Annotated in this window: 15 protein-coding genes and 1 tRNA gene; 6 read left to right on the top strand and 10 right to left on the bottom strand. The window is 50.7% G+C overall.

What is annotated here, in order from left to right:
* Positions 1-11 precede the first annotated feature (11 nt).
* Positions 12-599, top strand: coding sequence for a DUF1566 domain-containing protein (locus WC959_11465; GenBank protein MFA5689744.1), 588 nt, complete (start codon positions 12-14; stop codon positions 597-599).
* Positions 600-618: 19 nt separating this feature from the next.
* Here the strand turns inward: WC959_11465 and WC959_11470 are convergent, their stop codons facing one another.
* Genes WC959_11470 through WC959_11480 form a run of 3 tightly spaced genes read right to left on the bottom strand, consistent with a single transcriptional unit; the run spans position 619 to position 5,098 of the window.
* Positions 619-1,011 (bottom strand): class I tRNA ligase family protein, encoded by a 393-nt coding sequence (locus tag WC959_11470; GenBank protein ID MFA5689745.1) that lies wholly within the window; start codon positions 1,009-1,011, stop codon positions 619-621.
* 12 nt (positions 1,012-1,023) lie between these two features.
* Complete coding sequence (gene smc, locus WC959_11475; protein ID MFA5689746.1) at positions 1,024-4,614, bottom strand: chromosome segregation protein SMC; 3,591 nt, start codon at positions 4,612-4,614, stop codon at positions 1,024-1,026.
* Between the two features lie 55 nt (positions 4,615-4,669).
* Positions 4,670-5,098, bottom strand: a complete 429-nt coding sequence (locus WC959_11480) for an Hsp20/alpha crystallin family protein (GenBank protein ID MFA5689747.1) — start codon at positions 5,096-5,098, stop codon at positions 4,670-4,672.
* A 461-nt stretch (positions 5,099-5,559) separates the two neighbouring features.
* On the opposite strand from WC959_11480, the gene pgi reads away from it, so the two are divergent.
* Complete coding sequence (pgi, locus tag WC959_11485; GenBank protein MFA5689748.1) at positions 5,560-7,173, top strand: glucose-6-phosphate isomerase; 1,614 nt, start codon at positions 5,560-5,562, stop codon at positions 7,171-7,173.
* Between the two features lie 31 nt (positions 7,174-7,204).
* Here the strand turns inward: pgi and alaS are convergent, their stop codons facing one another.
* From alaS to WC959_11515, 6 genes are all read right to left on the bottom strand, one after another.
* Positions 7,205-9,883 carry an alanine--tRNA ligase gene (gene alaS / locus WC959_11490; GenBank protein ID MFA5689749.1) on the bottom strand — a complete coding sequence of 893 codons (2,679 nt, stop codon included), beginning with the start codon at positions 9,881-9,883 and terminating at the stop codon, positions 7,205-7,207.
* A gap of 128 nt (positions 9,884-10,011) precedes the next feature.
* On the bottom strand, positions 10,012-10,728 hold the full coding sequence (locus tag WC959_11495; protein MFA5689750.1) for a pyridoxine 5'-phosphate synthase: 717 nt from the start codon (positions 10,726-10,728) through the stop codon (positions 10,012-10,014).
* A 105-nt stretch (positions 10,729-10,833) separates the two neighbouring features.
* Complete coding sequence (locus WC959_11500; GenBank protein MFA5689751.1) at positions 10,834-12,078, bottom strand: diguanylate cyclase; 1,245 nt, start codon at positions 12,076-12,078, stop codon at positions 10,834-10,836.
* Positions 12,079-12,086: 8 nt separating this feature from the next.
* Positions 12,087-12,614: a peptidoglycan-associated lipoprotein Pal gene (gene pal, locus WC959_11505; protein ID MFA5689752.1), complete on the bottom strand. Its 528-nt coding sequence runs from the start codon at positions 12,612-12,614 to the stop codon at positions 12,087-12,089.
* A gap of 33 nt (positions 12,615-12,647) precedes the next feature.
* On the bottom strand, positions 12,648-13,853 hold the full coding sequence (locus tag WC959_11510; protein ID MFA5689753.1) for a hypothetical protein: 1,206 nt from the start codon (positions 13,851-13,853) through the stop codon (positions 12,648-12,650).
* A gap of 213 nt (positions 13,854-14,066) precedes the next feature.
* Positions 14,067-14,237: a 4Fe-4S binding protein gene (locus tag WC959_11515; GenBank protein ID MFA5689754.1), complete on the bottom strand. Its 171-nt coding sequence runs from the start codon at positions 14,235-14,237 to the stop codon at positions 14,067-14,069.
* Positions 14,238-14,375: 138 nt separating this feature from the next.
* Here WC959_11515 and WC959_11520 point away from each other — a divergent pair, with 138 nt between their 5' ends.
* The 3 genes from WC959_11520 to WC959_11530 all read left to right on the top strand — a co-directional run bounded on the left by WC959_11520 (position 14,376) and on the right by WC959_11530 (position 15,673).
* A complete protein-coding gene (locus WC959_11520; protein MFA5689755.1) occupies positions 14,376-14,837 on the top strand; it encodes a transcriptional repressor in 462 nt (153 codons plus the stop codon).
* A gap of 113 nt (positions 14,838-14,950) precedes the next feature.
* A tRNA-Gly gene (locus tag WC959_11525) sits at positions 14,951-15,024 on the top strand.
* A 73-nt stretch (positions 15,025-15,097) separates the two neighbouring features.
* Positions 15,098-15,673: a nucleotidyl transferase AbiEii/AbiGii toxin family protein gene (locus tag WC959_11530; protein MFA5689756.1), complete on the top strand. Its 576-nt coding sequence runs from the start codon at positions 15,098-15,100 to the stop codon at positions 15,671-15,673.
* A 78-nt stretch (positions 15,674-15,751) separates the two neighbouring features.
* On the opposite strand, the gene WC959_11535 is transcribed toward WC959_11530, so the two are convergent.
* Positions 15,752-15,931: a hypothetical protein gene (locus WC959_11535; protein MFA5689757.1), complete on the bottom strand. Its 180-nt coding sequence runs from the start codon at positions 15,929-15,931 to the stop codon at positions 15,752-15,754.
* Positions 15,932-15,978: 47 nt separating this feature from the next.
* Between WC959_11535 and WC959_11540 the strand changes: the two genes are divergently transcribed.
* The gene (locus tag WC959_11540; protein MFA5689758.1) at positions 15,979-17,202 is read left to right on the top strand and encodes an MBL fold metallo-hydrolase; all 1,224 of its coding nucleotides are present in this window, start codon (positions 15,979-15,981) and stop codon (positions 17,200-17,202) included.
* Positions 17,203-17,400: the final 198 nt, after the last annotated feature.

Raw genomic sequence — 17,400 nt, forward strand, 5'->3', positions numbered from 1 at the left:
GTAAAATATCTTTGGCTCCATTTACTGAACATGTTTTAACATTTCAAGCGACAGGATATACAAGTACAACGATAACCATTGATGGCAAAGATCCTGGATATCAATCGTTTCTAAAGGTAGAATTAAAAAAAATAATACCCGTCGGTGGTGATCCAAGCGCGATTGACTGGGAAGTTATTGATTCTCGTTGGATAAAAAATATTTATTCTAACAGGGAAATTACAATGAGCGACACGGTTACAGAAAAAATGTGGCTGTATGATTTGAATCGTATGCATTGGGGATTTTGGCGCGATGCCGTTACGGATTGTGAAAATTTCTCGTACGCCGGATATACTAATTGGCGTTTGCCGAATAGAGATGAATTGGTGAATCAAGTTAGTCAAAAACGATTGTTTGTTGGTGTGAAGAGTGGTTATTTGTATTGGTCTAAAACAACAGGCATCTATTATTACCCGATAAGCAGATCTAAAGATGATGGCGCATGGTGTGTTGATATGAGCAATGGTTCTTCGCGTTGCGATACATTATTAAGCATGCATTATATATGGCCTGTTAGGGATATAAATTCACAAAAAGCACCTGTGCCATGGTGGTAATATGACTTTCAAATATTGATTAGCTCACCGCAACATTCACCAGTCGTCCGGGAACGACGATGACTTTGCGGATGGTTTTGCCTTCGGTCCATTTGAGGACGACGGGATCGGCAATAGCGAGCTGTTCGATCTCTTCTTTGGTGGCGGCGGACGGGACGGTGAGCTGTCCACGGACTTTGCCGTTGACCTGCAGTGCCATTTGTATGGTGTCGCGGTGCAGCGCGGCTTCTATGAATTCCGGCCATTCGGCGCTGAGAACGCCGCCGGTATAGCCGAGTTCTTTCCACAGTTCTTCGGCGATGTGCGGTGCAAACGGTGAAATGAGGATGACCACTTTTTCGATGGCATCACGGAATACCGCTTTGGCCTGTTCAGAACTGCCGGCAAAAATTCTGAAGCTGTTTTTCAGCACTTTGTGCGCAGCCTATTCCTTTGCGGCATCAGAATCCTGATAATCAGAAAACTTCATGGACATAACGCGCGAGATACCGCGATTGGGCATGGTAACGCCGTAAATAACGTCGGCGGCGGCGATGGTCTGCCGGCTGTGCGTGATGAGAATGAATTGCGACTGCGAAAGAAAGCCTTTGAGCATGTTGATGAAGCGGTTAATGTTGGCTTCGTCGAGTGCGGCATCCATTTCGTCGAGTACGCAGAACGGGCTTGGTTTGACTTTAAAGAGCGCAAACAGCAGGGCGACTGCAGTCATGGTGCGTTCACCGCCGGAGAGCAGTGAAATGGTCTGTAATTTTTTTCCGGGCGGGCGCGCAATGATTTCGATGCCGGATTCAAGCACATCGGTTTCGTCGACGAGCACGAGTTTAGCAGAACCGCCGCCGAAGAGCTGCTCGAAAATAATGCCGAATTCATCATTCACTTTATGGAATGTTGCGGAAAAAAGTTCCGTTGTGGTGGCATTGATCTTTTTGATCATATCGAGCAGCTGCTCTTTCGCCGAAATCAGATCGCTTTCCTGCTGACTGAGGAAAGCGAAGCGCTCTTCAAGCTCAGCATGTTCTTCAATTGCAACCAGATTCACCGGCCCCATGGAATCAAGTTTGGCACGCAGTTCGGCAACTCGCGTTTCAAGGTCGTCCATCGCCGGGACTTCATCCTCTTCCCATTTCGGCGCCGGTTCACGCGCGATTTCTTCCGGCATGATGTGCCACGTGCCGGTAATGCGGTCGAGTGAGTTTTGATGTCGCATCCGGTGTTCGGCGAGTTCAACTTCAAATTTATTTTTACCAGACTGCAGTTCGTCGAGTTCGTTTTGCAAAAGTCGCAGACTGCGTTCACACTCTGACAGCGCGGCGGTTTTTTCTTCGCGCTTGTGCCGCGCAGCGGCAAGTTTCCGGTCGGCTTCCGCAGCGGCCGCCGCGAGCGGATCAAGTTTTGCAGCAGCTTCGGCGCTGTCGGCCTGAAGCTGCGCAACGCGCTGCTGATAGGAGCTGACACCGCGTATGCGTTCGTCGATGGTTTCCTGCAATTCGGTCAAGCGCGCTTCAAGCGGCTGCCGGCGGTGCTGTAACAGGTCTAACCGCTGCTCGCGCTGTGAATACTGTACACGGCATTCAGATGTCTCGGTCAGCACCGTCGCGCGGTGTTCTTCAAGCGCGTTCAGCGCCTCGGTTTGCGTTGCGCTCTGCTGCCTGACCTGCACAAGCTTTTCGCGCGCTTCAGCAATTTCTTTAACAACGGAATTCCGCCGGTCTTCACCGGAACTTTTGGTTTCCATCAGCGCGCTAAATTCATAGGTGACGGTTTCTACACGGTCGCGCGCCTGCTGCAGTTCACGTGCGATAACCCGGCTTTCGCCTTCCTGCACGGCAAGCGTACGCCGGCATTCATCAAGTTCGCGCTGTGCATTTTCGAGCACTTCGCCGGTACCGGCCTGTTCGGCGCGCAAGGCTTCAAGCAGTTCGTGTTTTTCATCCAGCGCTTTTTCAAGTTCCAGTATTTCGCCGGTCAGCTGTTCCCGCAGATGATGCCGGCCGAGCGGATTGGCTTCACCGTCTTCCGGCTTCCACAGTTCGGCAGTGCCGTCGGCAGACAGCAATTCACCGTGTTTTGTAACGAATGTTGCCCCCGCCGGAATTGTCAGCGGAACCGCATTCAAATTTTCGACGACAAAAACATTGGCGAGCAGGCGCGCCGCAAGCGGGCGGATTCCGGCGGCGCACGAAACAAAATTAAAAAGTGAACCGGCAGCGGGCTCCGGCGCGCCGCCGTCGGCTGCAAGCAGACGCACTGCACCGGCGTCATTTTCAGCGAGCACTGTTAAAATAGTACGCGCGCCGGCGCGGCTCTTCACCACCAGTGCATCCATCCACGGACGCAAAACAGTTTCGAGCGCCGTTGCATATTCCGGCACAGCGGTAAGCTGTTCGGCAAGCGGACCGGCAACGTTTTCATCATCGCGCTCAATTAAAACTTTTGCACCCGGAGGAAAACCTTCTTCACGCGCTTCGAATACCATTTCGAGCCGCGCATTTTTATCGGCCAGCTGACGCTGGAGTTCAGAAATTTCTTTTTCGCCGGCCTGCATTTTTTCGGCGACGGTGGCGCGGCGGTCGCACAGTTCGGCGAGAACTGCCTGCCGGCTTGCCACGGCAGCGCGATGCATGGTTTCTTTTTCGGCCATTCGGGCGCTGCGGTCTTCGTAGGAAGCGAGGGCGCGTTCGAGTCCGCTTTTTTCGGCGGCGAGCTGTTCTTTACGAATCATGCCGGCGCGTTCTTTGGCTTCGAGGTCTGAATATTCGTTTTGCAAACGGCCGATGCGCGCATCGAGCTCCATGCTTTCGCCGCGCAGGCGGTTAAGTGTTTCGCGGCCGGTTTGCACCTGCGCTTCGGTTTCACGCTGACGCGCCGTTGCCGTTTGAAGTTCTGCACGTGCGGTTTCAAGCTCCTGCTTAGCGGCTTCGATCAGCTGAACAACTTCTGCGAGCGACAACCGGTGCTGTTCGAGCCGGTTTTGGGCTTCTTCTGATTCTTTGGTGTTCTGCTGTGCAAGTGATTCCAGTTCGGCGATGCGCTCGGAATTCGTTTTTACGGTTTGCTGTGCACGTTCCAGTTCGGTGCGAATACGCATCGAACTGTCCATGGCGCCGGCAATGGAATGATCAATTTCCTGCAGTTCAGTGCGCAGAGCGTCCGTTTCATTGTTCGCAGTTTCGATGCGACGATGCGCTTCGTCAATTTTAATACGGAATGTTTCGAGTTGTTCACGGACGAGATTGATCTGCTCGCCAAGTCCCTTCAGCTTTTGATGCGTGACATAGATATCAAGAGAACGGAGCTGCGTTTGCAGCTCTTTGAAGCGCTGGGCCTTGCCGGCCTGGCGCTGGAGTGAAATGATCTGACGCTTTACTTCGCGAATGACATCAGCGAGACGCAGCAGATTGGCTTCGGTCTGTTCGAGTTTGCGCAGCGCTTCTTTTTTGTCGCTCTTATATTTAGTGATGCCGGACGCTTCTTCAAAAACGGCGCGGCGGTCGTCGGGGCGTGACGAAAGAATCTGATCGATTTTCCCCTGCTCGAGAATCGAATAGGAATCGGTGCCAACGCCGGTGTCCATGAAGAGACGCTGAATATCTTTACGGCGGCAGGCTTTCTTATTAATGAAATAATCGCTTTCACCGGAACGGAAAACGCGACGGGTAATGCAGACCTCGTCAAAACCGGGATCGAGCACTTTGGAACAGTCGGCGAGTGTAAGCGAAACTTCCGCCATGCCGAGCGGTTTATGGGAATCGGTACCGTTAAAAATGCAGTCTTCCATAGACGATCCGCGAATGGCAGACGGGCGGGATTCGCCGAGCACCCAGCGGATGGCATCGGAAACGTTGCTTTTCCCGCAACCGTTCGGCCCGACAATCGCCGTCATACCCGGCTCAAATTCAAGATGCGTTTTTTCCGCAAAACTTTTGAAGCCGATAATATCTACAGATTTTAGATACATCCGGCTTTGATACCACGCCGGCAGCGTCCGGCGCAATCCTGCAGGGCGCAAAATCAAACAAAAAAACAGCCCGGAGCGGTATAAACCGTTCCGGGCTGATGAGTTTTACGATTTAAGCACTTTTTATTTCAATCGAACGCGCTTTGCGTTTTTCGGGTTCGTTTTTTAATACAGTGACTGTAAGAACGCCGTTTTTGAAGGACGCCTCAATTTTTTCTGTATCAATTTCTGTTCCGAGTTTAAGCGAGCGTTCGAAGCACCCGTAGCTGCGTTCGGACACGAGGACATTTTTATCCTCTTTCTTTTCCTCCTGCTTCTTTTCACCTTTAATGGTGAGAATGCTGTTTTTTACAGTGAGCTCGATATCTTTCTGCTCGATGCCGGGCAGTTCCATATCGATCGTAACGGCTTCAGCGGTTTCAGAAATATCAAACCGCGGAACGAGCCGTTCGGAATCTTTCAGCAAACCGCCGAAGAGATCGTCAATCGTTTTGTAGCGTAATCCTGCCGGATAACAGCTTCTTTGTATTGGCCATAGCATTGTATGTGCCTCCTTTCTGTTTCACATATTTATAAAGCAGTTATTATGCCAAAAATAAAACAGGGAATTGTCTGCTAAATAATTACGAATGGGCGTCCAGGGTGAGTCAAAACATTCGTGTATGTGACAAGATGAGTCATTTTGGCTTGCGCTGCCGGGCTGATAATTTTTTTGCCGGCCTGGATTGAAATCTTCCAGACAGAGTATGAAATGGAAGTCATATATTTAAATTGATGCTGCCGACATAGCCTTTAAGACGTTGTCTTGAAGCAAAAAATTAAACAGACGATAAATTTACCGGCGTTTTTTTACTCTGAAGATTCGAAAACTATTTTTCCACCCTATGCACTCTGATGCCCCCGGCGCTGAATTCCTTGATAATCTGTTCGTTGTATTTTTGATTTTATTCCGCCGTATCAATCGCTAATCTTGCTGCCCGTTTTTAATCGATAGGAGAACCGATGACTGCTTTGAATCAGCGTGCCGAATGGACGGCCATTGAAAAACATTTTAATTTCATTGAAAAACTGCATCTGCGGCAGCTATTTGCAGACGATGCCGGCCGCGCGGAAAAATTTTCACTGCCGGCATGTGATCTGCTGATCGATTATTCTAAAAACCGCATCACCGCTGAAACAATGCAAAAACTGTTTTCGCTGGCAGAAGCCACCGGGCTGCGCGAAAAAATTGAAGCGATGTTCACCGGCAAAAAAATAAATAAAACCGAAAACCGCGCAGTACTGCATACCGCGCTGCGTACACCGCGCGACGCCGAAGTATTTGTTGACGGAGAAAATGTAATTCCGGCGGTACATACGGTACTCGACCGCATGGCAGATTTTTCTAACCGCGTACGTACCGGCGAATGGAAGGGATTTAGTGGAAAACGCATTAAAAATATTGTAAACATCGGCATCGGCGGTTCAGATCTCGGTCCGGTGATGGCCTATGAAGCACTCAAGCCGTATTCGCAGCGTGATCTCACCGTGCGGTTCATTTCAAATATTGACGGCACTCATATTGTTGAAACACTGCGTGACCTTGAGGCTGATCAAACACTGTTCATCATCGCCTCCAAAACATTCACAACGCAGGAAACAATGACGAACGCCGGAACGGCGCGCGACTGGCTGCTGAAACAGCTGCACGATGAAGCGGCGGTAGCCAGACACTTTGTCGCCGTTTCAACGAACGCCGGTGAGGTTTCTAAATTCGGTATCGACACGGCCAATATGTTCGGATTCTGGAACTGGGTCGGCGGACGGTATTCGCTCTGCTCCGCCATCGGTCTGCCGGTCATGATCGCCATCGGCGCCGACAATTTCCAGCGCATGCTCACCGGATTTCATGCAATGGATGTGCATTTTCGCACTGCGCCGTTTGACCGGAATGCGCCGGTGATTCTGGCGCTGCTCGGTATTTGGTATAATAATTTTTTCGGTGCCGCCACACAGGCGATTTTACCGTACGATCAATATATGAGCCGTTTCGCTGCATATTTTCAGCAGGGCGATATGGAGTCGAACGGCAAATATATTACACAGGCCGGCAGCCGCGTTGAGTGGCAGACCGGACCGGTCATCTGGGGCGAGCCGGGCACCAACGGGCAGCACGCGTTTTATCAGCTGATTCATCAGGGTACCCAACTCATTCCCTGCGACTTCATCGGTTTTGCCAAATCACAGAACCCCGTCGGCGATCACCACGTTAAACTCATGGCCAACTTTTTTGCGCAGACTGAAGCGCTGGCGTTTGGCAAAACCGCCGAAGAGCTGAAAACAGAACATACGCCGCCGGAGCTCATCCCGCACAAAACGTTCGCCGGCAACCGCCCGACCAACACCATCATGGCGGAAAAGCTCACACCGGAAACTCTCGGACAGCTCATCGCCCTCTATGAACACAAAATTTTCACACAGGGCATGATCTGGGATATTTTCTCGTTCGATCAGTGGGGCGTACAGCTCGGGAAAATCCTCGCATCCGCTATTCTGCCGGAACTGGAAAGCGATACTGAACTTAAACACGACGGCTCTACCAACCGGTTGATCGAATATTTCCGGAAAAATAAATAAGCCTCAGAGATATTTATACTGTCTCTGCGGTTTAATTTGTATTCGTTATGATCAGCTTTTTTGCTGCAGTTAATACTTCATCCAGCTTTTCCGGCTGTTTGCCGCCGGCCTGGGCGCGATCAGGCTTTCCGCCGCCGCCGCCGCCAAGCTGTTTGGCAATGGCCCCGACAATTTTTCCGGCGTTCCTGCCCTCTTGAACAAGGTCAGGCGTAACGGCGCAGATGAGCGCAACCTTATCATCGGCAGCTCCGGCAAGCACTACGACGGCGCTGTGCAGTTTGGGCTGCAGTGCATCCATGATTGCGCTGAGGAATGCAGCGTCAGTTGTCCCGATATTTTTAATGAGCAGTCCGTCTCGAATTTCGCTGAGCAGTCCGTCGGCAACCGCCGGTGCTTTGGCCTGCAGTTCCGCCTGCCGCTGTTTAGCGAGCTGCTTCTGGCGCTCCGCTTCAGCGGCGCGTTCAGCTTCGGCGGCTTTCGCGGTTTTCTGCTGAGCAATGAACGCCTCGGCGTATTTACCGCAAACGGCTTCAATGCGCCGGATTCCGGCGGCAATGGCTGATTCTTTGGTGATTTTAAACAGCGCAATATCAGCCGTGTTTTTGACATGTGTACCGCCGCACAGCTCCATTGAAAAACCGTCGAGCTTTCCCTTGTGTCCGCCGAGCTGCAGCACGCGCACGGTATCGTCGTATTTTTCACCGAAGAACTGTTGAATACACGGATTGCGCTGCACATCGGTAAACGGAATTTCAAGTACGTATACCGGCTCGGCGGCGGCGATTTTTTCATTTACCAGTTTTTCAATCGCAGCAACCTGTTCATCAGAAAGTTTTTCCGGCGAGTTGAAATCAAAACGCAAACGGTCTTCCGAAACAAACGATCCGCGCTGGCGCGCATCTTCGCTGACAGCTTTATGCAGCGCCCAGTGCAGTAGATGCGTTGCAGTGTGGTGGCGCTGGATGTTGGCGCGACGCGCGGAATCAATTTCAAGCAGCACGCCTTCGCCGGCATCCGGCGCCCGGCCTTCGACGAGTTCAGCACGGTGCACAAACAGCTCCTCGATCTTCTGTGTATCAATCACATTTAACTTGCCGACAGTCTGCTCTTCTAAAATTACGCGAATGGTTCCGGTATCGCCGACCTGCCCGCCCATTTCGGCATAGAAGGGTGTTTGATTGACGACGATATTGAATGTGGGGCAGACATTCCTGTCTGCCTTTTCTGATGTTTCGCAGACAGGAATGTCTGCGCTACCAACAGCTTCCACAACAGCTTCGGCAGCAAAACTCTCGAAGCCGATAAATTTGGTCGGCGTCACATCCACTCCCCCGCTTTCAACGAGCACCACGGATTTCTTTTTGGCATGGTCTTCGCGTGCGCGCATCCGCTGTTCGTTCATCAGTTTTTCGAAGCCGGCGGTGTCAACGCTGAGTCCGCGCTCGCGCGCCATCAGTTCGGTGAGATCGAGCGGAAAGCCGTAGGTGTCGTACAGTCTAAATGCCTCGTCTGCCGGGAAAGTTTTATCCGGCAGATTTCCGGCAACCCGTTCAAACAGTTCAATGCCGCGGTCAAGCGTGCGGTTAAAACTCTCTTCCTCGGCACGGAGCGTACGCACAATCCGCGCCTGATTTTTTTGCAGCTCCGGAAATGCATCGCCGAAATTTTCAACAACGGTACCGGCGAGTTTATAGAAGAATGGCTCTGTGAAACCGAGACTGCGGCCGTATCGCACGGCGCGGCGCAAAATCCGGCGGAGCACGTAGCCGCGGCCTTCGTTCGACGGTGTGATTCCGTCGGCGACGGCGAATGTTAGACAGCGGATATGGTCAGCAATCACGCGGAATGCAATGTCCGCCGGATCAGTCATAGACGAAGTATATTTTTTTCCGCTCATTTGTTCGAGCTGCCGGAAAACCGGCGAGAACACATCGGTATCATAATTAGAAATCACACCGGAAAAATCGGTAAAATTTTTGGTGCACTGAATGATGGAACAGGCGCGCTCAAAGCCCATGCCGGTATCGACATGTTTTGCCGGCAGCGGCGTGAGCGTACCGTCCGGATTGGCGTTAAACTGAATGAACACCAGATTCCAGATTTCTATACATTCCGGTACGCCGGCGTTCACCAGTTTAGCGCCGCCGGTGGCGTCCGGTGTTAAATCAACGTGCAGTTCAGAGCACGGACCGCATGGGCCGGTGTCGCCCATCATCCAGAAATTATCCTGCCGGCTGCCGGGCACCACATGATCTTCCGGCAGAAAACGCAGCCAGATTTCTTTGGCTTCAAGATCCGCCGGCGTTTTTTCGTCGCCGCCGAAATAGGTCGCATAAAGCCGTTCCGGCGGAAATTTCCAAACATCAACAATCAGTTCCCAGGCCCACTCGATGGCTTCTTTTTTGAAATAGTCGCCGAAACTCCAGTTGCCGAGCATTTCAAAAAAAGTGTGGTGATAGGTATCCATTCCGACGTCTTCAAGATCGTTATGTTTTCCGCCGGCGCGAATACATTTTTGTGTGTCAGCAGCGCGTCCCGGCACATAAGGGCAGTTGGCCTGTCCGAGGAAAACCGGTACAAACTGATTCATGCCGGCGTTCGTGAAAAGCAGATTCGGCGCGTCCGGCAGCAGACTGCTCGAAGGAACAATGGTATGCTGTTTCGTTCTAAAAAAATCGAGGAACGATTGGCGAATTTCTTTTGAGTTCATAATTCAGTTGTCAGTTAAAGGTCATCAGGGTTAAAGCGCCGGAATCTAGAGAAAAAGTCAAAGGCCTTAAAGTCGAAAGTCGAAGAGGAATCAAAAAGCCTGTTGATTTTAATTAAATTCGTGCAAGCTCATTTCATCGCATCAATCATTTCCTGCACAGCATTTTCAAGTCCGGTGAATACAGCGCGCGCGACAATGCTGTGTCCGATATTGAGTGTATCGAGATGCGGAATTTTTTTTATGCCGGCGATGGTCACAAGATTGATTCCGTGTCCGGCATTCACCTGCAGTCCGAGGTTGTGCGCGTGTTCGGCGCCGGAGATTAATTTGTCGAGCAGAGTTCCGGCAGTGGATTCATCCGCTGCCTCGCAATAGGAGCCGGTGTGCAGTTCAACCACACGCGCACCGAGTCCGGCACAGGCATCGAGAATTTTTTCGTCCGGCTCAACAAACAGACTGACTTCTGAGCCATTGTCCTGCAGCCGCTGGATAGTTTCTTGGAGGGAATCGAAATGTGCGATAACATTAAGTCCGCCTTCAGTGGTTATTTCCTGCCGCTTTTCCGGCACAAGGCAGATTTCCTCCGGTTTCACTTTCAGCGCAATCTGAATGATCTCTTCCGAGTTTGCCATTTCGAGATTGATCGGCAGCGGACATTGTTCACTGAGCCGGTACAGGTCGTGATCCTGAATATGCCGCCGGTCTTCGCGCAGATGAATCGTGATACTGATTGCACCGGCGCGGGCGCAGGCTTCTGCCGCTTCAAGTGTGTCCGGATAGGTTGCGCGGCGCGCCTGCCGGAGCGTTGCAACATGATCGATATTAACACCAAGTTTCATAAGCATTTCCAATTCTGTTTGTCGAACGTCAAAGGTCTTAAAGTCAAAGGCCGGGAATGATTTCGGCGGTTCATGTCTTTGACTTTTGATCTTCAGACTTTTGACGAATCATTATCTCTTTTTATCTTTCGCTTTACCGTCCAGTGAGCGGTCATACATCAGGCAGGCGGAAGTATCCCAGCTGCGCACAACTTCGAGCGCGGTGTGGGCGCCGCGGAAAAGGTCGCGCAAAAGCCGGCCGTGATTCGGATAGCCGGAAATTCCGGCGCTGACGGATGTTTTTATTTTCCGCCCCTGAGTTTCAAAGGTTTCTTTGTTGACAGCATTACGGATGCGCGTGGCGATGAGCTCGCCTTGTTCAGGTGTGCAGGGTGCAAGAATGAGGAAGTCTCCAAAATGATACCGGCCGATGAGATCGGTATCGCGCGTGAGTTGCTGAATAATTTTGCTGACACCGGCGATAACGTCTTCTGTCGCGATTTCACTGTAGAGTTTAGTGATCAGCTCGAGCCGGTTGACACCGATGCAAATGACCGCAGCCGGTTTGCGTTTCTGCCGGATTTCGGACAGATATTTCCGCATGTAGGAGCCGATGACCGCCGGTTTTAAAACGCCGGTAAGCGGATCGAGCGAAGCGTTTTTATCTTCTTTGCTGAGTTCGCCGACGATAAGATTTTCGTCCTCATCAATTTCATCTTTTGCCGGTTTTTCGCTGCCTTCGGCATCCTCTGCATCCTCTTCTTTCACCGGCGGCGGCGCCATAAGAAACGGCTCCGGGTTTCCAGTGTCGGCCTGTTCAAGTGCTTCAGCAGCAATATCAATAATTTTCTGCGTGTTCATGCCGTGCATTGGAAAGCTGCTGGCGCCGATACGGAAATTCACAATTTCAGGGAATTGCAGTTTGATCAGATTACGCAGATCATGCAGCAGACGCGCACTGGCGACCGGCAGGTTTTCTTCTTCGGTATCAATAATAATTCCAATGCAGTCTTCACGATAAAGGCAGACGTTATCAGATTCACTGCGCAGAATTTCCAGAATTGCTTTGAGAACCTGCTCCTGTTTTTCGCGTGTGATTTTTTCCGGTGCAAAGAGCTGCAGAATGTATAAACCGAAGCCGCTGGATGTACGGTTTATTTTGCTGAGATAACGCGTAACCTGAATAAAAAAATAGTCGTTCACCGCTTCAATCGTGGAGAGATCTTTTTCTTCGAGCTGAACGAGATTATGAAAACGGTAGGCGCTGGCGATAAGGGTGATGATGACAAATGCGATCGCTATAACCAGCAACAGCTGCCCGGCTTCAACTGCGGGCAGCTGTTCAAACATTGCAAAAATTAACGGCAGCACCGTCATCGAAACGCTTAATAGTACAGAACAAATTCAGCGCGGCGGTTCTGCGACCACGCGGCTTCATCATGTCCCGGATTGGCCGGCTGTTCTTTACCAAGCGATTTGGTTTGAATGCGACCGGCGTCGATGCCGAGGTTCACAATATAGTTGCGTACGGCCAGCGCGCGGCGCTCGCCGAGTGCGAGGTTGTATTCGCGGCTGCCGCGTTCATCACAGTGGCCTTCAACAATCAGCCGGTAGGAGCTGTTCTGTTTCAGATAGTTAGCGGCGGCTTCGGCTTTGCCGCGTTCGCCGGCGGAAATCTGAGAACTGTCGTAGGCAAAGTAAAGTGTCTGGAGCTGTCCACGGTATTCACTGCCGCCGGTCCAGTGCGCATCGCCCAGCGGCACATTACCCTGATCAATATCCCATTGTGTGAATGTGCCGGTGCCGTCAAGTCCGTACAGACCGGCGGGGTTTTTATTCGATTTGCAACCGGTCAGCGCTGACACGGCGAGAACGAGACTTAGACCAATCAACCAGAAAATGCTCTTCTTCATACTTGCTGCAACCTTTCTTTCCAAACCTGTTTTCTACTTCGCAGGAGAACTTGCCGGCGAATACCAGTCTCCGCCACCTTGGAGCAAAATTACCGGAGCATCGCCGCGCGTGTCAAGGAGGTAGAGCGCCGATTGATGCGCCGCTGTGCGTGCACAGACAATGTGCCGGCCGTCCGGCATCCATGATGGATCTTCATAGTCCGCGCCGTCGTTCGGCAGATAGGTGGTCTGTCCGGTAACCGGATGAATCACTGCGATATGATAGCGTCCGCCGGAACGGCTGGAGCAGACAATCATGCCATTGGCACCCCATTCCGGCGCAACGTTTTCCGTGCCGCGCGAACTGATCCGGCGCGGGCGCCCGCCGGTACGGCTGATAATGTAAAGCTGCGGGCCGCCGCTCTGATCAGAAACATAAACCAGACTCTGCCCGTCCGGCGACCATGCCGGGCTCGACTCCACCTCCGGCGACGTATATGTCAGGCGTGTCAGTTTTCCACTGCGCAGATTTTTCAGATAAAGCTCCGGATTACCGTCTTTCGAGAGAATCAGTGCGAGGTCGCGGCCGTCCGGCGCAATCGCGGCACCGGTATTCAGTCCCGCATAATTGGCGAGCAGTTCGCGCCGGCCGGTTTGCAGATGTGTGCGGTATACATCAGGGAAACCGCGCAGATAAGAAGTAAACAGGATACTGCTGCCATCCGGCGTCCAGCGCGGGCGAACGATGATTCTCCCGTCGCGCGTAATCTGCTGCAGACTGCCGCCGTCGGCATCACATAAATAAAGTTCTTTTGCGCCGGAGCGCGTGCCGACGCTCACAATTTTTGCTGCCGCAAAACCTTTGTGTCCCGTCAGCGCCAGCACGATTTCATCGGCCGCGGCATGCGCCAGCGAGCGCACGCCGGCGGGAGTGGAACTATAGCTTTTAGCAAATATGCGCTGGTTATCCGCGCGCCGGTAAACCTGACAGACCGCTTTTACATTGCCGGCATCCTGATTGACCGTGCCGATCAAACGAAAATCCGTGCTGCCGCCGCGGGCGATGTCAAACCAGCCCGACCGTTTTAAATCCTGTTCAAGCGTCTGGTAAAACTGTTGTGAAACACCGTCCGGCGCTGCGCGCATACCGGAAAAATCAATGCCGGTTTTGCGGCTCACAGGTTTAATCACATTGACCTGAGCTCCGGTAATTCCGGCGGTAAAAAGGACAAGCAGCAGGAAAAAAAAATTGCGTTTCATAATGCCCATGCTTAACGCAAATGCGGCTGGTTTGTCAAAAATCAAAACCTGTTTTCTTTAGACCAGCGGCGACTTACCGCCGCTTTAGCCGCGGCGGACGGCGGCAGCGCGTAGTCTATCCGCGTAAAACACCGGCTTGCTTGCGTATTTTTCAAAATAAAAAAGCGGCGGTAACGCGAAAGCGCACCGCCGCACTCCAAAACATGTGCTTGCTTAACCGGCGCTGATTGCATTGACCGGACAGACGCTTTCGCACGCGCCGCAGTCGATGCAGGTTGCCGGATCAATTACATATTTTCCGTCACCGGCGCTGATCGCATTCGTCGGGCAGACGCTTTCACAGGCACCGCACATCGTGCAGTCATTTGAAATCACATAGGCCATCGATTACCTCCTTATGTTTGAATAGAACGCTCTACGATTTAAAGTTTAGAAATATATCATCTGCATTTTTAGTTTCATTCCTAAAACGCCGTGTGTTATACATTATATCTGAATTAAGTATAAACAAGCGAAATCCGCATGATGAATAAAAACAAACGCTCAGTTTCGATAGATAACTCCGCAAACGAGGCCTGGCCGCTGTTCGTGGAATTCCTGAAACAGAAAGGTTCGCGTATTACACAGGCGCGCCGGATTGTATTCAATCGTGTTTTTGCACGCCACGACCATTTCCGTGCCGACGATCTCGCCGCCGAACTCGCGTCAGGCCCTGATCACGTCAGTCGCGGTACCGTTTACCGCACGCTCGACCTGATGGTGGAGGCAGGCTTTGTGCAGAAAATCCGCGATCGCGACGTACATGCGCACTACGAACATATTTACGGTCATGGTCCGCACCACCATCTGATTTGCGAAGAAACCGGTGAGTTCATCGAGTTTGTCAGTGATACGATCATCAAAGAAATTGATCGTATTTGCAAAGAACGTGGATTCAAGCAGCATTCGCACCGGCTTGTTGTGTTTGGAACGCCGGTAAATTAGTTAATCGTTCAATAAGCCTGTTGTGTAAATTTTGTCATGTGCCCGGCCGGAAAATTTCCAGCAAAAGAACCTTGATTGTCATTCACCGGCAGCTAACATGCATCCTTTTCGTTGCGGGTGTAGCTCAATGGTAGAGCCCCAGCCTTCCAAGCTGGTTGTGAGGGTTCGATTCCCTTCACCCGCTCCAATTCATCGATTCCTTAGAAAAGTTGCATTTTTCGAAGGAATACGTCATTTTGCTACACGCGCTTGCTGCACAAATGGAGCAGAAACATGGTTGTCAGCATGAAGATAGAGAATGTCATTTTAAGAGGAAAGGTCTTCTACTTTCGGATGAGGGTTCCGAAGGATTGTCAGCCCGCAATCGGGAAGCGCGAGATCGTTCAGCCGTTGAAGACCGACTGGAACTTGATACAACGCCGCCGCCCCTTGCTTCGACCGAAGTAAAAACCCATCTATTGCCAACTCCGTTCCAAGTACGTCTTTACGATCTTCCAAGCCTTTTTGCCGGTAAGCTACATGCGATGTTGTTTCGTGACTGGAAAAGCCGGGTCAAGGGACGGGATTTCTATGACTTTATCTGGTACGTCAGCCGTCGTGTGCCGGTGAATCTTCCTCACCTGGAGGCTCGAGTCATGCAAAGTGAAGGACAGCAAGCAGGGCGGCTCACGATCACCGCTGTGCAGGTTCTACTTAGAGAGCGTATTCACGGCATTGACATCGCTGCTGCTGCTGAAGACGTCCAGCCGTTTCTGCGCGATCCCCGTGAGCTTCAACTCTGGAACGAGGATTTTTTCATGCAGTTGATTCCAGATGTACGAACTGTTGAAAGCTGAAACGGTTTGAGTGCTGGTGTTTTATTTTTAGTAATATTAAGCCGCCACAATCTAAAAAAATACTGCTGTTTCCGGCACCTATTTATGCATTAAACCCTGAGTAGACTCCATCGATGCGCCTGCCAGCCGGATTTTGACCTGCTGGTTTTCAGCGGTGAGTACGGTCACAGTGTCTCCGTCCGCAATGGCCACGACCTTGGCGGGGTAGCCGAAGGCGGAGAATGTCAGCAGGGAGAACAAGGTGATTACTGCTTTCATGGAAAAACGATATGGCATAATGATGTATTTGTAACTAAGATAATGGAATGAACACATCATTTTGGGATTTATTAAAAGATAACACTGAGGGTGGTGTTAGCTTTTGGTGCGTGGATGGTATTCAAAAAACTGATGAAGATTTGAGTATCGTACGGTTGGTTCATCTCAACCCTATTGCAACCAGAAGTCCAGGACTTCGTTATGTTACTATGGATTCTGAACTGCAGGAACAGTTCCGTCACGGAAGCTGCCTTTCTTTAAAGTGGAGCCGGCTTGATAAGCGAAACGGATTTCCTGTTTTAACTACCGAACACGTCAAACGAGATGAAAAACTAGAATTCGGGCTTCGTAAGGCAATCAGTGCGACATTGAATGAAACAAATCCGTTGCCAGAGGAGAATGGGGCACATGAAAGTTATTTGCCATTGGGTTCTTCTGAGTCGGATTTATGCAATCGAGAACGATGCTCGAATTGCAACGGTATTAGTGAAGACATGCCCGCCTGGGCACGTATTCATGTTCATAACGTAGGACAAGGAGATACGATTGTATTAGAGCTTCCAGGAGGCCAGGTATGGATTATTGATGCGATGCTATGGAGTAAACCTCGCCGGGATGAGTTTAATGCATGGATGACAAAAAAAGGGTTTCATGATAAGGTCAAAAAGGTTGTGATCTCCCATTTTCATTATGATCACATTCACAGTATCCCCTATGTCATAGAGACATATAATCCGCAAGAAGTGATTATTTCGGAAGCTTTAAACCATCCAACGGGAGCTGTTCAGAGGGTGCTGGATAGCAGTGGAGGACGATTAAAAAAACTCGGGAGAAAAACTGCAGTATACTATTTCGGTAATCTTAAAATGCGATTGATTCCATCCCTAGCTTTATACGACAAGAATGTTTCTTTACCTTTAGATCCAAACTATCATGGAGTTGGAATTCTTGTAGAAACATTCTCTAGTTTTGCTTTTCTTGGTGGAGATATGCCGCTTGAACAATGCGTAAAGATTTGTAGCGAATTCAAATCAGATACAGCGGTTTGCTATTATTACAAAGTAAGTCACCACGGGAGTAGAACGGCATGTGATGACAAATTTCCAAGTTCTTTGTATCCGTGTTACTCTGTTATATCATGTGGATACCGGAATCGTTATGGTCACCCACATGATCCCGTACTCTCTGCGTTAAGACATGGTAGATGCGTGAAAACATACAATATTTCCAAAGGAAATACTGATTCGTGGACTATGTTTAACACTGAATAGGTAATATTCTCCTGTTATACCTTGCAAAAAAGCCGACGATATGACCCCTCGGTAGCACATCTGTGCGAGGTTAGAGCATATCACGATTGAGAAGCCGTAATATGACACGATGAAAACCATCCGGCAGCATCCTGCGGTGTGACCTGTGCGAATGCCCGGCTGATTGCGGCGGATAATTCATCCTGTGTCCGGGCACCC

It is taken from the genome of Kiritimatiellales bacterium, assembly GCA_041656295.1.
Taxonomy (GTDB): domain Bacteria; phylum Verrucomicrobiota; class Kiritimatiellia; order Kiritimatiellales; family Tichowtungiaceae; genus Tichowtungia.

Coding starts and splice junctions, on each gene's coding strand:
- WC959_11515 (MFA5689754.1), bottom strand. CDS start 14,237: ATGGCCTATGTGATTTCAAATGACTGCACGATGTGCGGTGCCTGTGAA.
- WC959_11510 (MFA5689753.1), bottom strand. CDS start 13,853: ATGAAACGCAATTTTTTTTTCCTGCTGCTTGTCCTTTTTACCGCCGGA.
- WC959_11480 (MFA5689747.1), bottom strand. CDS start 5,098: ATGCTATGGCCAATACAAAGAAGCTGTTATCCGGCAGGATTACGCTAC.
- pal (MFA5689752.1), bottom strand. CDS start 12,614: ATGAAGAAGAGCATTTTCTGGTTGATTGGTCTAAGTCTCGTTCTCGCC.
- WC959_11495 (MFA5689750.1), bottom strand. CDS start 10,728: ATGCTTATGAAACTTGGTGTTAATATCGATCATGTTGCAACGCTCCGG.
- WC959_11530 (MFA5689756.1), top strand. CDS start 15,098: ATGGAGCAGAAACATGGTTGTCAGCATGAAGATAGAGAATGTCATTTT.
- WC959_11540 (MFA5689758.1), top strand. CDS start 15,979: ATGAACACATCATTTTGGGATTTATTAAAAGATAACACTGAGGGTGGT.
- WC959_11500 (MFA5689751.1), bottom strand. CDS start 12,078: ATGACGGTGCTGCCGTTAATTTTTGCAATGTTTGAACAGCTGCCCGCA.
- WC959_11520 (MFA5689755.1), top strand. CDS start 14,376: ATGATGAATAAAAACAAACGCTCAGTTTCGATAGATAACTCCGCAAAC.
- alaS (MFA5689749.1), bottom strand. CDS start 9,883: ATGAACTCAAAAGAAATTCGCCAATCGTTCCTCGATTTTTTTAGAACG.
- WC959_11535 (MFA5689757.1), bottom strand. CDS start 15,931: ATGAAAGCAGTAATCACCTTGTTCTCCCTGCTGACATTCTCCGCCTTC.
- pgi (MFA5689748.1), top strand. CDS start 5,560: ATGACTGCTTTGAATCAGCGTGCCGAATGGACGGCCATTGAAAAACAT.